Annotated in this window: 7 protein-coding genes; 6 read left to right on the top strand and 1 reads right to left on the bottom strand. The window is 64.6% G+C overall.

The genetic code is table 11. The annotated features are described in order from the left end of the window. Nucleotides 1-38 precede the first annotated feature (38 nt). The 3 genes from VNH11_35855 to VNH11_35845 all read left to right on the top strand — a co-directional run bounded on the left by VNH11_35855 (nucleotide 39) and on the right by VNH11_35845 (nucleotide 7,850). Nucleotides 39-1,127, top strand: a complete 1,089-nt coding sequence (locus VNH11_35855; GenBank protein HVA51772.1) for a FemAB family XrtA/PEP-CTERM system-associated protein — start codon at nucleotides 39-41, stop codon at nucleotides 1,125-1,127. An 11-nt stretch (nucleotides 1,128-1,138) separates the two neighbouring features. Beyond that, nucleotides 1,139-2,464, top strand: a complete 1,326-nt coding sequence (locus tag VNH11_35850; GenBank protein HVA51771.1) for a nucleotide sugar dehydrogenase — start codon at nucleotides 1,139-1,141, stop codon at nucleotides 2,462-2,464. A 79-nt stretch (nucleotides 2,465-2,543) separates the two neighbouring features. After that, nucleotides 2,544-7,850 carry a VanZ family protein gene (locus tag VNH11_35845; protein HVA51770.1) on the top strand — a complete coding sequence of 1,769 codons (5,307 nt, stop codon included), beginning with the start codon at nucleotides 2,544-2,546 and terminating at the stop codon, nucleotides 7,848-7,850. Nucleotides 7,851-7,864: 14 nt separating this feature from the next. Here the strand turns inward: VNH11_35845 and VNH11_35840 are convergent, their stop codons facing one another. Next, nucleotides 7,865-9,913: a matrixin family metalloprotease gene (locus VNH11_35840; GenBank protein HVA51769.1), complete on the bottom strand. Its 2,049-nt coding sequence runs from the start codon at nucleotides 9,911-9,913 to the stop codon at nucleotides 7,865-7,867. 955 nt (nucleotides 9,914-10,868) lie between these two features. Between VNH11_35840 and VNH11_35835 the strand changes: the two genes are divergently transcribed. The 3 genes from VNH11_35835 to VNH11_35825 form a co-directional block, all read left to right on the top strand. Next, nucleotides 10,869-11,075, top strand: a complete 207-nt coding sequence (locus VNH11_35835) for a hypothetical protein (protein ID HVA51768.1) — start codon at nucleotides 10,869-10,871, stop codon at nucleotides 11,073-11,075. A gap of 76 nt (nucleotides 11,076-11,151) precedes the next feature. Next, complete coding sequence (locus VNH11_35830) at nucleotides 11,152-12,891, top strand: CAAX prenyl protease-related protein (GenBank protein HVA51767.1); 1,740 nt, start codon at nucleotides 11,152-11,154, stop codon at nucleotides 12,889-12,891. Between the two features lie 126 nt (nucleotides 12,892-13,017). Next, on the top strand, nucleotides 13,018-17,843 hold a 4,826-nt coding region (locus VNH11_35825), incomplete at its 3' end, for a SpaA isopeptide-forming pilin-related protein (protein HVA51766.1).

Here is a 17,843-nt window from a genome sequence, read left to right as displayed (position 1 = left end):
CGGTCGCCGATCGTCAACAAACATCCCGCCGTTTCCTCATGCGAACCGCTGGCAACGACGTGACCGCCGCCACGATTTTATCGAGACCGGATATCGAGGTCGTCGCAGGGACGCCGCCGGCCGAAGTCTTGTTGCCTTTGTTGGCAGCCCAGGCTGGCGGCCCGTTCGGGCCCTGCCGGTGGCCGGCCTGGCCCACGATCTTGCGCGACGCGTTAGGGCACCAGAGCTATTGCCTGTGTGCGAAAAACGACGCGGGACTCGCCGGCTATCTGCCGTTGGCGCTGGTCAGCAGTCGTTTGTTCGGCCGGTTCTTGGTCAGCCTGCCTTACCTGAATTCGGGAGGCGTCGTCGCCGAAAACGAAACGGTGGCCGCGCGACTCATCGATCGGGCCGTCGAACTGGCCGATGAACTGGATGTGCGTTACCTGGAGCTGCGACACGAGCGGCGCCACGAGCATCCTGCCCTGGCCCACGAAGTCACCAGCAAACTCCACATGCGGCTTTCCTTGCCCGACACGGTCGACGCCTTGTGGAACCAGCTCAAGGCCAAGGTCCGCAACCAGGTGCGCAAGGGCCGCGAGCACAACTTAACAGTCCTTTGGGGCCGCGAAGAGTTACTGGCCGATTTCTACGACGTGTTCAGCCGCAACATGCGAGACCTGGGCACGCCGGTCTACAGTCGACGATTGTTTGGGGCCATTGTCGAGCGGTTGCCCCAGCAAGCTGAGTTTTGCGTCGTGCGGCAAGGCGGGCGGGCGGTCGCGGCCGCCTTGTTGGTCCACGGGCAAGGTATCACCGAGGTGCCCAGCGCCAGCTCGTTGCGGCAATTCAGCGCGACCAACGCCAACATGCTGATGTATTGGCACTTGCTCGAGCGGGCCATCGAACGCGGGCAGCAGACGTTCGACTTCGGCCGCAGCACGGCCGACAGCAATACCTTTCGTTTCAAGAAACAGTGGGGCGCCGAGCCGCACCCGGCCGTCTGGCAGTATTATGTACGTCGCGGCACCGTGGGTGACATGCGGCCCGAAAACTCGCGCTATCGACATTTTATACGAGTTTGGCAGCGTTTACCCCTCGGACTGACGCGACTTATCGGTCCGGTGATCGTGCGAGGAATCCCCTAAGGAGTCCCCCGTTGAACTCACTCGAACAACTCGAAGACGCGCTCCACAAAAGGACGGCCCGCATCGGTGTGATCGGCCTGGGCTACGTCGGCTTGCCGCTCATCCGGACGTTCGTGGCCGCCGGCTATTCGACGATCGGTTTCGACGTCGACCAGGCCAAAGTCGACCGGCTGTTGGCGGGAGAGAGCTACATCCGCCACATCGAGAGCGACTGGATCGCGCGGTGCATCGTTGAAAAGGCGTTTCAGCCGACGACCGACATGCGTCGCCTGTCGGAGGCCGACGCCGTGCTGATTTGCGTCCCCACGCCCTTGACGGACAGCCGCGATCCCGATCTGACCTATATCGAAAGCACGGCCCGACAGATCGCCGCGGTGCTGCGGCCGGGCCAGTTGGTCGTGCTGGAAAGCACAACCTACCCCGGCACCACGCGCGACGTGGTGCTGCCGATTCTCGAAGCCGGCGGCTTGCGGGCCGGCCGCGACTTTTATCTGGCGTACAGTCCGGAGCGCGAGGATCCGGGCAATGTCGACTACACGGCCGGCGTGATTCCCAAAGTGGTCGGAGGCATCGACCCGTCCAGTGGCCGGCTGGCACAAGTGCTGTACGCTCAGGCGGTTGTGGAGGTCGTGCCCGTTTCGAGCTGCGAAGTGGCCGAGGCCTGCAAGATTCTGGAAAACACCTACCGGGCCGTGAACATCGCCTTGGTCAACGAACTGAAGATGCTCTACGACCGGATGGGCGTCGATGTTTGGGAGGTGATCGACGCGGCGGCCACGAAACCGTTTGGCTTCCAGCCGTTTTATCCCGGACCGGGCCTGGGAGGGCATTGCATTCCGATCGACCCGTTCTATCTAAGCTGGCTGGCCCGCAAACAGGGGTTGCCCACGCGGTTCATCGAGCTGGCCGGCGAGATCAACACGCACATGCCGAACTACGTCATCGACCGCTTGACCGAAGCGCTCAATGAGCACGGCAAGCCGGTGAACGGGAGCAAGGTCTGCGTGCTGGGCGTGGCATATAAGAAGGACGTCGACGATCCGCGCGAAAGTCCCTCCTTCGTTCTGTTGGAGCTGCTGCTGGCGCGGGGCGCGGTGCTGAGCTACAACGACCCGCACGTGCCGGAGCTGCCGGGCATGCGCCATCACCGATTGCCGCCCATGCAAAGCTCGAACTTAAGCGCCGATTTCTTGGCCGGCCAGGACTGCGTGCTGATCGCCACGAACCATTCGGCCTATGACTATGAGTTCATCGTGCGGCATTCGCCGTTGGTGATCGACACGCGCAATGCGACCAAGAACGTGCGGCAAGGCCGAGAGAGGATTCGACGGGCGTGAAAACGGAACACCGGTCGTATCTCCAAAACGCAATGTGCCAGACGGGACGGCCTGGGAAGGCCATCCTCCAACGACTCACGTGAATATTAACCGTGCCATAACCGCCGCGCTCCTCTCGCTCGCCGCCATGCTGGCGTCGGCGGGGTGCGGACGTCTGTCGATCGACGCCGCGGGGGCAAAATTCGGCCGGCAGATCGAGTGGGCCGGCCGGGGAGTGTGGCTCAAGGCCGATACGCACACGCACACGAAGTTCTCCGACGGCGCGCACACCGTCGCCGAAGTCGCCGACCAGGCCGCCCGCTATGGCTGCGACGTGCTGGCCATCACAGACCATGCCGACCGCGATCTGGCCGCCGGCACGCACGAGTATATCGAGGCGATTAACGAGGCCCGCCGTCAGCACCCGGACTTGGTGCTGCTGGCCGGGCTGGAATGGAACATTCCGCCCTACGGCGGCGACGAGCACGTGGTGGTACTCGTTCCGCCCGGACCGGCCCAGGGCCTGACGCTCGCCGACTTCAAAGCCCGCTTCGACGACCTGGGGCGAGAACAACACGACGCGGCTTTGGCCGACGAGGCCCTGGAGTGGCTGGCTTCGCAGGCTGCCGACGACGGCGTGCAGCCGGTCGCCGTCTACGAGCATCCGGGCCGCAAGCGCGAATCGGGTAACCAAATCCTGGGCGACGTTCGCCGCTGGCGGGCAGTCAACGATATCCTGGTCGGCCTGTCCGGCGCTCCCGGCCATCAGGGTATGAACCCGAACGGCGCTTACAAATCGCGATTGAAGACCGTGCGCCGCTGGGATCCCACGGTGGCCAACGTCGGCGACGCCTGGGACACGCTGTTGGAAAAGGGCATCGACGTCTGGGCGGCCTATGCCCCTTCCGACTTTCACGACGAGGCCGCCGATGGTCTCGGCGATTACTGGCCGGGTCAGTTCTCAGAAACCTGGCTCTACGCCCCCGACCGAACGCCGCAAGGCGCTCTGCGGGCGTTGCGCGCGGGATCCTTTTTCGGAGTCCACGGGCATATCGTGCGCGAGGTCGAGCTGTCGGTGGAAGCCGAGGGCCTGCCTCGCGCGGCCGTGGCCGGAGAGTCGATCGAAGTGCCGACCGGCACGCAAGTCACCGTGACGCTGCGCTGCCAACTGCCGGACAAAGACTGGAGCGGCCGGGCCAACCGAATCGACCTGGTGGAACTGATTGCCGTCACGCAAACGGGCGCCGAGGTTGTGGCCGAGCAGGCGCCCGCGCGGGACGGCGCGGCGCTGACCGCGACCCTCGACGTGCCTGACGGCGGATTCGTGTTGCGTGGCCGCGGCGGCAGCCACGATCTGATGTTTTACACCAACCCGGTGCGCGTGCGGGCCGAAAGTGGGGCCTCGGCGGCGTCGCGTCGCGCCCGTGCGGGAGACGAGCCCGCGACTGACCGCGGTGGACGAAGCCGCGTGTTCTCCGCGGTGTGGTGGGAAAACGGCGTGGCGTGCTCGCTGGCGCTGGGTTGCCTGTTTGTCGCCGGGATAGCTCTCCTGGCGGGCGCAATCAGGGGAATTGATGCGCTCCGTGCTGTCGGGCGATTTGGGATTGGGACCGGATTGTTGGCAACTGCGGAGGTCTTGTCGCTGCAAGTCGCCTCGCTTCCGTATAACGTTCGCGAGCTGTTTGCAGCAACCCCCTTGACGCCTCTGGCAATCGCGGCGTCGTTGATCGCCACGGGTTGGCTGGCGATGTATTTCGCCCGCCAATGGCGGCAGCGTCCGCTCGGCTTTGTCTGGCGGTTTCCACTGCTGCTCGTTGCGGCCTCTGCCGCAATGTACGCCCTGCTGCGATCGACCATTCCGCTTGAGTCGCTACACGACATCGTCGGCTCGCCGGTTTTAGATATTGGCTACGAGTGGGAGATGCGCGGCAGGTTCGCCGGCCTTTACGCCGGCGTGGTGTCTGGCCTGACGCTTGGCGCGCGCGTCGCCTTGGCAGCGCAGTGGCGACGGTCGTGGGCCGGTCTGCTGGTCGTCGGCGCGATGGCTTTCGTTTCGTACAGCGTCGTCGTGCTGGCTGCGTGTACCGACAACATCGTGGAATTGCTGCGCGGAGACGGTAACGCCGTCGCGGGCATCGCCCTGTTCGCCTGTCTCGCATGTTTCGGTTTCTCCGCGGCCGAGGCGGCCAAGACGGCCGCCCGGCGGGGAAACCGAGTACGCTCGCTGGCAACGTTGTTGCTCGTATTGAGCTTGGCGTACGCGTGCGGCTGGTGGTTGTTGGTGGCGGCCACCACACCGGAATTGGACAAGTACGATACGAAGTTTTCGGCGATTCAGTTCCTGCTTGGCCCGGACCGCAGCCATCACTTGTCCTTGCTATCGCTTGTCATTCGCTTTCTGGCGGTGCAGCTTGGAGCGACGTTTTTTCTGGGATGGGGAATGAGCTGCGCGACCCGCCGATCAGACTGGATCGGCGGAGGCGCGACGGCCTCCGCAGGGCCCCAGCCTCGGAAGGCCGGTGACATGGTTCGCCAGCGGTCCGCAATCCGGCTGGCCTCTCCACGGCGAGGCCACTACGCGATGTTTCTCTTGGGATTTGTCGCCTTCGCGATTTATGGATCGCTGGTGCCGCTTGATTTTCACGCTCTCTCCTGGGCGGAAGCCTGGTCGCGGTTTCGAGACATTCCCTATCTGCACCTGAGCGTCGCCTCGCGCGCCGACTGGGTGGCGAACATTTTGTTGTTTGTGCCCATCGGCTATTGCGGGCTGGCGGCCTTGACCTGCGATCGTCGCAGCATTCTGGGCAGCACCGCGGCGGCGGTCCTGGTCGCCGCCTCCTGCGTCGCATTGAGCGTGGCGTTGGAGTTCACGCAGACCTGGTTTCCGCCACGCACCGTGTCGCAAAACGACATCGTCGCCGAATCGATCGGCTCGATCGTAGGAGTTGCGCTCTGGAGCCTGATCGGCCGCGGCGTCACGGCGTGGCTGCGCTCATTATCGGCGCGGACGTCGCCGCGCGAACGTCTCGATGGGTTGTTGCAGGCCTACGTCGCCGGCTTGTGCCTCTATTCGCTGTTTCCGCTCGACGTAACGATCAACCCGAACGAGCTCCGGCAGAAATACGACGAAGGGAAATTGATCGCCGTCCCGTTTGCCCGGCATCCGTTGAATGCCGACGATTGCATCAGCCTTATTTCGGACGTACTGATTTACGTGCCCGTGGGCATGTTCATGGTCCGGATTTTCAGTGCCCCTGAACGGCCCTGGCGCTCGCTCGGGCGCGGCTGGTTGCTGGGCATGGGGCTGGCGGCGGGCATTAAACTGGCCCAGGTGTTCGTTTACAGCCGCTTCACCGACACCACACAGCTCGTCTGTGCCGCGGTGGGCGTCGCGGCGGGAGCAAAGTGGCGGCAACACCGTTTGCTTGCCGGCGAGGTTGTGAGACCGGTTTCGGCCGCCGAGCGTCGTCGCTCGGCCGCGCTTTGGCTTTGCGCCGCCGCTGGCTATGCCGCGCTGCTCGCCTTCGTCTACATCTATCCGTTTCCTCTCATCGAGGACGCGCAGCGGATCGCCCGACGCTGCCACCGTTTCTTCGGAGTGCCTCTGGCGAGTCTTTATTGGGAAAGTGAATACCATGCCCTCACGCAAGTGTTGCGCGATTGGCTGCTGTTCGCGCCGCTGGGGGCCGCGGGTGTAAAAGTGGCTAGCCTGACCGGCGGACCGAAGCATCGTCGCCTGGCCGTATTGTCGGGCTGTTTGACGTTGGCCTTTCTGCTAAGATTCGGCATCGAGATCGCGGAAATCTGGCGTGACCAGACCACGGCGACTTTTACCGAGGTCCTATTCGGCACATTTGGCGCCCTCGCGGGAGCGTCGGTCACGCGCTGGCTGATGCTGCCGTCGAGGCCGGTTCCCGACTTTGCCGCAAATCACGACCGTAGGTTCCCTGGGCCCGTGCCAGTCCATACCAGCACGGGTGTCCCGTCCCGGTTCGAGGAATCGGGAAACCGTCTGTGGGCGTCATTCGCGCGGTCGGGAGAACTTTCCACAACCACCGCCTTGGCAAGCCCTTCGGCAACGGCTGTCTGGCGATGGCGGACCGCTTTTCTGTTGGCGGGCGGACTGCTGGCCACCGGCGGGGCGCTTTGGGCCGGTACGTCGCTCTTGGATCCGGGCCCGACGCCTGCTCGCGTGGTCGGCAATTCCCGGAAACGCGCCGCGGCAGTTCCCCCAGTCGATACCCGCACGCCAGGCCGCACCGCCCCGCGGCATCCCGCGGCTGCGCCGCGCTTGCAACGCATCGAACTGCCGCACGTCCCCGGCGAGTCGGCCATCTGGGGCGCCACCGGCCGCGACGATCGAGGGCATATCTGGTTCGGAGTTTCCTGCTGGCCGGGAAGGGATGCCTCCGCCCATCTCTTCGAGCTTACCCCCGAGACGGGCGACGTCATCGACCGCGGCGATGTGCTGAGCGAACTGAAGCGTGCCCGGCTTTACCGGCCCGGCGAATCACAGCAAAAGATCCATTCCAAAATCGTCCAGGCCGCCGGCTACCTCTATTTCAGCTCGATGGACGAGTCGGGCGAAAAGGAGGACGGCAGCCGGCTGCCCGACTGGGGCTCGCACCTCTGGCGGCTGCGCCTCGACGACGACCACTGGGAACACTTGCTCGCCGCGCCCGAAGGGTTGATCGCCGTCGCCGCCGCCGGTCGGCATGTCTATGCCCTGGGCTATTTTGACCACGTGCTCCATCAATACAACATCGACACCGGCAAGAAGCGGTCGGTGCGGACCGGCGCCCTGGGCGGTCACATCTCGCGCAACTTTTTCTGCGACGAGCGTGACCACGTCTATGTTCCGCGGCTGGCGCGCGACGAAGGACCGCGCTCTCCCGTCGCGGCCTCGCTGCTGGAACTCGATGCCGACCTGCACGAGCTGGCGCGCTCGCCGCTGGTACACTATCTGCCCGGCGACGACTTGCTGTCGCACGGCATCGTGGGCGTGCAAGCGTTGGACGACCGGTCGATCGTGTTCGTGACCCACGTCGGCTATCTGTATCGCATCGTGCCGCGCGCCGGCGGCGCCGCCGAAGTGCAACCGCTGGGCTGGTTCCATCCGGGCGGCCAGCACTACGTGGCGTCGCTCTTCGCCTATCCCGGCAGCCGCTACCTGATGGGTGCGGCCGAAGGTCGGCCTTGCGAGTGGGTCGTCTTCGACCTGGTCCAGCGGCGGTCGTCGGTGGCGCCGCTTTCGGAGACCCAGGGGCTGACCGACGTTGGTTTGTACGGCTGCACGACGCAGGACGACGAAGGCAACTTTTATCTCGCCGGCACGCACGCAGTGCGAGTCGCCGGCGGTCCGTCTCGCTCCGAGCCGATCGTCCTCAAGGCCCAGCCGCCGCAATGAAGGCCGCTTTTCGCCTAGAAACCGCCGACCGAAGCGCCGCCGTAGGCGGGCAGGGTGGAAATGCGCTCGCGTATTTTGGCCCGCATCGCGTGGAAGCGACGGTCGGAAGTCGAGCCGAATTGCTCGACGAACGCCCGGTGGCTGAGGTCGTCGACAAACCCGGCCAGGTCGGGCAAATAATCGCTCACGCGGAACCCCCGCGCCAACCGGCTGATGGGCAACGCGCCGCTTTGAACTCCTTGTGCAAACTCGATTCCGGCCAGGTCGGCGCACAGGTCGCAGAAGCTGAAGCCGCTGCCGCCGTCGGCGTCGCGCAGCTCCTTGCCTACGCCGGCCGTCTCGGCCGACCGCGCTCCGGCCAGGGCCGTGAGTGCGGCCGAGATCAGGAAGTGCTGCACGAGGTCGTTCCGGCCTCGCATCGTCGGTTCACCGAGCGATGCCAGCCGCCGGCGGCGGCTGGCGTCGGGCTCGATCTGCCGCAAATAGCCGCCCAGGACCGGCACTTCTCGCAGCCACGACGACGACTCCAGTCCGATCGCCAGTCCCAACAAGAACGCTTTTTCTCGCTGCTGCTGCGGCACCTCGACCAGGGCCGCGGCGGCGGCCGCGCGCACGTAGTATTCCGTGAGCCCGTCGCCGGCGCGCCGGAACAAGTCTTCGCCGCCGGCCTGTCGACCGCGGGGCAAACGTTGGTTTTCCTCGCCGGCCGCGACAATCGCCGCCAGCACGCTGCGCGTGGCCTCGACGAGTGCCGGCAAGTCGCCGTCGGCGATGAGCGGCGGGGCCGGCCCGCGCTCGGCCGCTGTGCCCGCTCTGCCGACGATGGCGGTGCCCGGTCTGCCCAGGCTGGTTGGGGCGGGTTTTCCGACCGCGCCACGGCGCCGATCGGGGCCGGCATCGCCCCCTTCCGCGTCGAATCCGGGCCGGTCTGGCTCGAGTGGGTTCTGGTCCGGCGACTGAGCGCCGTCGGTCAAGCGAAACCCCGGCAGTTGGTGACCGCTGGCGAGCGAGTAATAGAGCGGGGCTGCCGGGTCTTCGGGCAACAGCTCGGCCAGCGTGCGGTAAATGTCGATCAGTCGTCCGCGGGCCGGCAGGCTCAGGTCGCGGAAGCCGCTGATCTTTCCGTCGCGGCACTCCTCGGCCACCAGGCAAATGGCCAACGTATTGAGCGGGTCGAAGCGGATGCGGAATTTTTTGGCCGCGGCCTGCTTGTCGCCGAGCAAGGGCCGCATCACCGAATCGGCCTCCAGGCTGTGAGCGGCGCCCAGAAAATGGCCCAGCTCGTGGACGAGCAGCTCGGTCCGCTCGGCTTCGGAGAGGTGCTGCGACCACTCGCGCAGCAAGATGTGCGTGGCCAGCGGCCCGTAGGTGCCGCCCAAGTGCGTCCGGCCTTCCGGCACTTCATACTGGCTGGTGAAGCCGATCGCCAGTCGCGCCGGACCGCGCCCGACCCCGTCGCGAAAGTCGGCCAGCGCGTCTTCGAATTCGTTGATCGCGTCGTTCGATTTCCACGTTTCCACGGCGATGGTTTCGAAACGCACGCGGCAATAGTGCTCGAACACCGCCGAGGCGACTTTGAGCCGGTTGCGCAAGCGGGCCTCCCACAACTTGCGGCTGGCCCGTTCTTCTTCGTCGGCCAGCAATTTGACGGTGAAAGTCGCCATCCCGCGGGTCCGCGGCCTGGAATCCAGTCCGGGTCTTGCGGTCTGTCCGGTCGGCGTTTCCACTTCGTCGGGCGGTTCGGGGTCGGCGGCCGGACCGATCGGCCCAAGTCGCAGGGCGTCGCTCCGCGGATCGCGATAGAAGAAATAAGCCGCGTCGACGGCCAACTCCCGCTCGCCCGATTGATCGCCCACACGCCAGCGGACGACGACGGGCGACTCCGACCTGAGCGACGTCAGATCGGCGGGATCGAGCGCCAAAGTCTGCTCGCCGTCGGAGCCGGTCGCCGTGATTCGCAACGGCCCGGCGGTGCGGTTGGAGATGACGACGACGCCCGCCGAGGCCGGCGCAGCCCCGATGACGAGTATACAAATCAACAGAAGCAGCGGGCGACTTGGCATGGGAAGCGGATCTCGCAGCTCAGCGGACGGTAGAGTGACGTTTATTGTACCAAGCCGGCAGCCCGTTGGCCGAGCGAATTTCTGTTTGGCCGCGCGTCGCCTGACGACCACCTGTGCCGACAGCCTGCCCGATTACGCTTTGGGGCGTAAAACGGCGCATCGGCCCGCGCGGCGGGTTTTTGCTTGATTTTGGGTTGACGCTTTGCTACTGTAAATGGGAGTGCTCCGCCACGGAACGGTGGCGGAGACTGCCGTCGTGGTGAGCGAGAAGTCGGCCCGGTGGTCCGGGCCCTGAGTTTTATCCCCCCGCAACGATGCGAACACTGACGCGAAAGATGGTGCGATTTGCAAACGCGGCAGGCGGCTGCGCGCCGCGGTTGCCTCGCGCGTTTCGCCTCGCGTCTCTCTTGTTCCTTGTCGGCCTGTCGTTTGGGACGACTCGCGCGGAGGCGGGCGTGATCGTCCACTGCGACGAGTGCTGCGCCGCCTCTTGTGACTCCCCCTCCGCCGCTTGCCTTCCTCCTCAACCGCCGATCGAAGATATCGCTTCGCCCTTCGGCAAGGGATCGGTTGAGCCATTCGCCGACGGGGGCTTGCCCGCCGGCGGTGCGGGTTCAGGCGGAACGCACACGAGTTGCGTTTCGCCGGCCATCTTGTCCTATAGGGGCCAGCTTCCTTCGCTCGACATCTCCGCTCGGCACATTGACGAGCGTTTGATCGCTCTCCCTTTGCCTCCCATCTTTGAGCGCTTGCGCCCGCCCCGCGTCTAGCGATTGCACCGCTCGACAGTGCTTTACGGCATGCGGTCATCGCTTTGAGCGCCGCTGCCGTCCCGCTGTCTTGCGTCCTTATCTCGCGCAACGCCGCCTACGACGGTTCAAAGACCTCGGCCGCGCGCGGCTAACTCTTCTACTTCTTCGTTTGCTTGTCTGTTCTCAAGAAAAAGGTGCCCCCAATGACGTCATGGAAAAACACAATCCGACGTTTGGTTGATTGCGCTTCCGCAGTGTGTGCGGTCGCGCTTGTGGTTGCGGCATTGGCCGGCCACGCCAGCGCGAATGTGCCGCCACCCACTCCGGAGATTGATCCAGGTTCGCTGGCCGGCGCGCTGGCGCTGCTCGCTGGTGGAGTTCTCGTGCTGCGCGGCCGGATCCGCCGTTAGTTTCCATTTTCTCAAACTGCCTAACAACCCACTGCGCTCAGGCTGCGCGCACATCTTCCGTTTTACGTTGAAGCTAATGGCAACCGCTGTCATGACCGAACGCGCCGAACTACGTCGACGGGCTGGGCGTCCGCTCGCTTGGCCGCGCTGGGGAGCGCTGGCCCTGCTGTTCGTCGCGGAGGTGGTTCTGCTCAGCGTGCGCTTCGACACCGCCAGCCTGAGTGACGTCAGCGGCGAATGGGCGATGGCGGTTGCCGTGACTCCGCGCCTGATTCGCTTGGCAATCGTGGCCGTGGCGGTTGCGCTGGTGTTCCATGCGCGAGCGCTGTTGGACCAATTACGGGTAGGCTGGGTGTGGGCCGCCAACCACGGCTGGGCATGGTTTCTCGCGCTGCACGTCGTGTCCTTATTGACATTCGTCTGGCTGACGGAGGAGATTTTGGAACACGGCCGCGCGGCGGGGAGACTCGCCCCGGCTTGGGTGCTCGCTTGGTTTGCGAGCGGTGTGTTGAGCGTCGCAGGCTGGGGGCTCGCGGCGCTGCCGGCGGCAATCTGGCGACGACTGGCCGCGAGCGCCTGCTCGGGGCTGGGCGTGGGGCTGTGCATCGGGGCGGCGGTCTGGGCCTCGGAGTTGACGGCCGACGGGCTCTGGCAACCGCTTGCCCGGGGCACGCTCTGGTGCGCCGCCCAACTGCTCGCGCTGGTTTATCCGGCCGTCGTCTACCAACCGGCGGGCCTGGTCATCGGAACGCCTTCCTTCGCCGTGCGGATCGACCCGGATTGTTCGGGCTACGAGGGAATGGCCCTCATCCTGGCCTTTCTGAGCGGCTACCTTTGGTTCGACCGTGACGCGCTGCGCCTGCCTCAGGCGCTGGTGCTTTTGCCGCTCGGCGCGGCGGCGTCGTTGGTGGCCAACGTGCTGCGCATGACGTTGCTGGTGGCGATGGGCTCCTCCTGGTCCGAATCGATCGCCATGGGGGGCTTTCACTCGCAGGCGGGGGCGATCGCGTTCGCCTCGATCGGACTGGGGCTGGTCGTCGTCGCGCGGCGTTCGACGTGGTTTGCCAAGCCGGCCTCCGTGGCGCACGGCGAAGCCTGCAATCCGACGGCCGCTTACCTGGTGCCGATGTTGTCGGTCATCGCCGTAGGCATGTTGACGGGTGCCTTTTCGCACGGGGTTGACGGCCTTTATCCCTTGCGGGTTTGGGCGGCACTCGGTGCGCTGTGGTACTTCCGCAATTCCTACGCGGCGACATGGGGAGGATGGCCTTCCCAGGCGGTCGCGAAAGAAGGACTGGAGCCAGACGGCCTAGGAAGGCCATCCTCCCAGCGCTGCGCGGGGGCGGCGATGAGGGGCCTATTCGCGGCCTTTGCGATGGGAGCGGCCGTGTTCGCGCTGTGGGTCCTGTTGGCGCCCTCCGGTGCCGCGACGGTCGGTCCGGCGGCGGAGTTGGCGGCCTGGCCGGCGGCCTGGCGGGTGGTCTGGTGGGTGTCGCGGACCGGCGGTTACCTGGTCATCGCGCCGCTCGTCGAGGAGTTGGCATTCCGGGGCTTTTTGATGCGCCGCCTGATGGCGGCCGATTTTGAGGCCGTCTCGCCGCGGCGCATTGCCTGGTGGGCGGCGGGGGTTTCGGCGCTGGCCTTCGCGGCGTTGCATGGCCGCTTTTGGGCGGCCGGCGCATTGGCGGGCGTGGCGTACGGTTACGCCTACTCTCGCCGGGGTAGTCTGAGCGATGCGATGCTCGCGCACTGCGTCACCAACGGGTTGTTGCTTGTGTGCGTGCTGTTTACGGGGAACTGGTCATTGTTGTCATAGGTGACCGCAACGCCGGCGAAGACCGACCGGCAAATGAAGACCTCGATGCTTGCCATAATTTCCTCTCGCAGCGATCAATCGTAATTAAACTAAAACATAAACAGCTTCAACGCCGGAGAATGCCCCATGTCGCGGACCTCTAAGAAGACCCTTCGTCTATTCGCAAAGAGCAAAAAACGCCAAACCTTCTCGCCAGCCACACGACTGGCGAGAATCTGCGAGCTGCTCGAGCGGCGCGAGCTGCTCACGGCCAGCCCGGCTTTCCTGCAAGGCCTGGTGGCTGACACCGCCAATAATCCCCTGGCCGGCGCTACGGTCACCTTGTACCAACACGGAAACGACACGGTGAGCGGGGAGCTGGGAAGCGCCACCACCCTCAGCGATGGCCGGTATTTGTTTGCCAGCAGCGGCACCGCGGCCACCGACGTCGCCATCGTGCCGACGCTTCTCACCGGCGCGCAATATGACCTCATCGAGACGCCGCCGGCGGGCTACGCCAACTTGTCCACTCAGAGTTTTACGCAGGTCGGCAACGTCGTCGGACCCGCGACGAGCGGAACGACGGCCAACAGTTTCGACGTCAACCTGCCGCAATCGGCGGCGGTCGACGTCAATGTACAGAACACGTTCGGCCCCAGTGGCTTCTACAACAACTGGGACGTCGTAAGCTGGCAGGACGGCACGTACAACCCAATTACCAAGACCTATAGCTACGCAGACGATCCCAACTCTCCCTCGACCTATTTGCAGTTCCCCGCGACGGTGAACGGCAATAGTTTCTTGACGCTCTGCACGAACAACCAGCAAAACCTTGTCGGGCCGGCGGACAACACCTTTTCGGTGCTGCCCACCAGCAGTTTTCCCGGCGCCTACAGCGCCAGGATCGCTTATCTCTACGAAAAATATGGTGTACCGCCCAACACCCCGCTCGACGGGCAGGACGCGGTCGGCCTGCAAATGGCCATCGATGTGCTGTTGTACGACGCTGGAGGCAACCTTGACACCGGCAGTTTTACGCCGGCCGATTTCAACACCGGCTCGACTCTGACGACGCAGACCTATATCAACCCGGCCCGCGTTCCAGGGTATAGCGGCGAAGGGGGTTACAGTTCCGCGACGTTTGCCGACGAAGAGTCCCAGGCCGCCAGCTACATAAACGAGTCGTTCGGCAAGACCGGCCAGGCTTGGTACCTGCCCGTCGATACGGGCGCTCCCATCTCGAACGGCGATCAGTCGCTGATCGGCACCGACACTTTCAACTTCACCAACATTGCGGCGCCGACGATCACGACTACGCCGGGCGGGACGGTCTCCATTGGCAACATCACCATCAGCGGGACAAAGTACCTCGACCTGACCGGCAATGGCTTTTCGGCCGATGATACGCCCGATAAAGGCGTGACCATCAACCTTTACCAGGAGACCAACAGCACCGCCGGGCTGCAGACCGGCAGCGGCGGCGACAAGTTGGTTGCCACCACGACCACCGCCGACGACGGCAGTTACAGCTTCGGCGTCACCGCCGCGGGCACCTATTACGTGCAGGAGGCGGTGCCGGCGACCGATGTGCAGACGGGCGGCGGGCCGAACGGCAGTGCCGGAAACACCTATTACACCGTCGCCGCCACCGACGGCCACAGCTACTCCGGCTATAACTTCGACGACTTTCAGGTTCCCATCTGTACGGAGACCGACATCTCCTACAAGGTGACCACGCCGAGCGGGTCGTCCACGAACGTGAGCGACTTGGCCGGCCACACGGCGCCGGGCGACACCGTGACGGTTACCTTCACGGTGCCGTCGGGAGCGAACGATACACTCACCCTGGTAAGCTATTATGCTCAGAGCGCCACATTCAGCAACTCGAACGCGCAGCAGCAATTGATCTATCAACAGGACACCGGCACCTTCGCCCCCGGAGGGCCGTATTCGCTGACGGTCCAAATCCCGAACTCATACTACCAAATCGACTTCGTCTGTGGGCAGGCGATCAGTCAGTTGGAGCCGAACCAGAACAGCAACGCCTACGGCCCTGACAGCGCCGAGATCCTCTACCATGCCGAGCAGCGTTTCATCTCGTCCGATAGCGGCGGCTCCACGGCCGGAACCCTGAATACGGCTTCGCCCATAGTCCCCGCTCCGACGACAACGACTTCCACCGCCACCGCCCCCTTGACCGACTCCGCGACGCTGTCGGGCGGCTACAATCCTGGCGGGACGATTACGTTCTACTTGTTCGCGCCGGGCGTGACTCCGCTGGCCGACAACAGCAACAACGTCTACAGCGACCAGGTGACCGTCAGCGGCAACGGCAGTTACGATACGAGCATCGGCGCCCATCCGGGCGGCTACACGGCCACGATACCCGGCACTTACCAGTGGGTCGCGGTCTACAGCGGCGACTCCAACAACACTGGGGCCACCAGCCCCTTCGGCAGCGAGCCGGAGACCGTCGGCCCGTCCACCCCGGCGATCAACACCACGCCCAGCGTCAAGACGATCATTGTCGGGCCGGGCGAATACGCCACCATCGGCTTTTGGCACAACAACAACGGCCAAGCCGTGATAAATGACTTCGACAGCGGACCAAGCTCCACGCTGTTGGGCATGTCGTTGGCGACCAACTATCCCAACCTGTTCGGCACGCCCAATCCGTACACCAGCGCGACGTTGGCCAGCTTCCCAGGGAGCCCGACGACATTCAACGGCTTAACCAACTCGCAGGTCGCCACAGTCTATGAGAATCTGTGGACGCCCAGCGGTTTGCAGAAGAACACGTATGTGCAAGCCTTTGCCGCCGCATTTGGAGGCTATACCTCGAGCGGCAGTGCCACTTTCAACGTCGGCGGCAACGGCGCCGCCTTCGGAGTCGCCAATAACACGTCGCTCAGCGTCGCCACCGTCCTCCAGGACGTGGCAAACAATTTCAATCCGACGACCGGCCTGTTCTACGGCGGCGATTCAACCCTGACCAGCGACGCCAACAACGTGCTCAACGGAATCAACACCAGCGGCGAGAACGGGGGCGGCTCGACGGTCTCGGTGACGTATTTGAACGATTCCGCCACACTCTCAGGCGGCGACAACGAGACCGGCACCGTCACCTTCTATCTCTTCGCGCCGGGCGTAACGCCCAACGGCACCGACAGTAACAACGTCTACGCCGACACGGTGACGGTCAGCGGGGATGGCACATACACCACGACGACGATGGGGAACAATTCTGGCGGCTACCTGCCCACCGCCACCGGCACCTACCAGTGGGTGGCCGTCTACAGCGGAGACAGCAACAACGCCGGCGTCACCAGTCCCTTCGGCTCCGAGCCCTGGACCGTCGGAACGCAGAGCCCACTGATCACCACCAACGCTGGCGGCGCCGTGGTGCTTGGCAGCGGCGCCGCGCTGACTGATTCGGCCACCTTGTCGAACGGCGACGCGCCCACCGGCACAATCACCTTTTACCTCTTCGCGCCAGGCGTTACTCCGAATGGCACTGACAGCAACAACGTCTATGCCGACGTAGTCAACGTCAATAGTGGCAACGGTACCTACACGACCGCCCAGGGCAACAATCCGGGCGGCTATGCGCCCGTAGTGACCGGCACCTACGAGTGGTTAGCCGTATATAGCGGCGACACGAACAACGACGCCACGGCCAGTAACTTTGGCGACGAACCCGAGAAGTCCACTCCGGCTGGACCCTCGATCAACACCAAGCCCGGCGGCACGGTCTCGATGGGTAACATGACGATCGGCGGCACGAAGTATCTGGACCTGACCGGAAATGGCTTCTCCAGCGACGACAAGCCCTACGGCGGCGTGAAGATCAACCTCTATCAAGACACGCTGGACACCGGCGTGTTGCAGGCCGGCGATGCGTTGGTCGGCACCACCACCACCGCCGCGGATGGCAGTTTCAGCTTCGGTGTCTCCACGCCGGGCACCTACTTCGTGCAAGAAGTGGTGCCGACGGGCTATCTCCAGACGGGCGGCGGGCCAGATGGCAGCGCCGGAAACACCTACTACACCGTCCAAGTCACGGCCGGAAGCAGCTATTCCGGCTACAACTTCGACGACTATCAGATTCCCACGTGTGCGCCGACGAACGTCTGCTATACCATCAAGACGCCGAGCGGCTGCACCACCACGGTATCGACCCTGGCCGGGAACACCGCGCCGGGCGACACCGTGACCGTCAACTTCACCGTGCCGTCGGGGATGAACGACACGCTCACCCTGGTGAGCTACTACGCTCAAAGCACCTCCTTCACCAGCTCCAACGGTTACCAGCAGTTGATCTATCAGCAAGCGAGCGGAAATTTCGCCCCCGGCACGCACTCGCTGACGGTCAAAATCCCCAACAGCTATTATCAGATCGACTTCGTGTGCGGGCTGGCGATCGACCAGTTGGAGCCGGACCAGAACAACAACGCCTACGGCCCTGACAGCGGCGAGATTCTCTACCATGCTGAAGGTCGTTACATCGACAGCGACAGCGGCGGCAGCACGCCCGGCACGATCAACTCCAAGACGCCGACGGTGCCCGCTCCGACGACCTCGCCATCGACCGCCACACAGGCGCTGACCGACTCGGCCACGCTCTCGGGCGGCTACAGTGCGACGGGCACGATCACGTTCTACCTGTTTGCGCCGGGCGTCACGCCCAACGGCAGCGACAGCAACAACGTCTACAGCGACGTAGTGACCGTCAGCGGCAACGGCACCTACACGACGAGCCAAGGCAACAATCCGGGCGGTTACCTGCCAACTGTGGCTGGTACTTACCAATGGGTTGCGGTTTACAGCGGCGACTCGAACAATAGCGGCGCCACCAGCCCGTTCGGCAGCGAGCCGGAGACGGTCAGTCCGACCGGCCCGAGCATCACCACCAAAGCCCAAGGCGCGGTGGTGGTGGGCAGCGGCAACTCGCTGGCCGACTCGGCCACGCTCAC

The organism is Pirellulales bacterium (assembly GCA_035533075.1).
Lineage (GTDB): Bacteria > Planctomycetota > Planctomycetia > Pirellulales > JAICIG01 > DASSFG01.
This window is presented reverse-complemented; position numbering and strand designations above follow the sequence as displayed.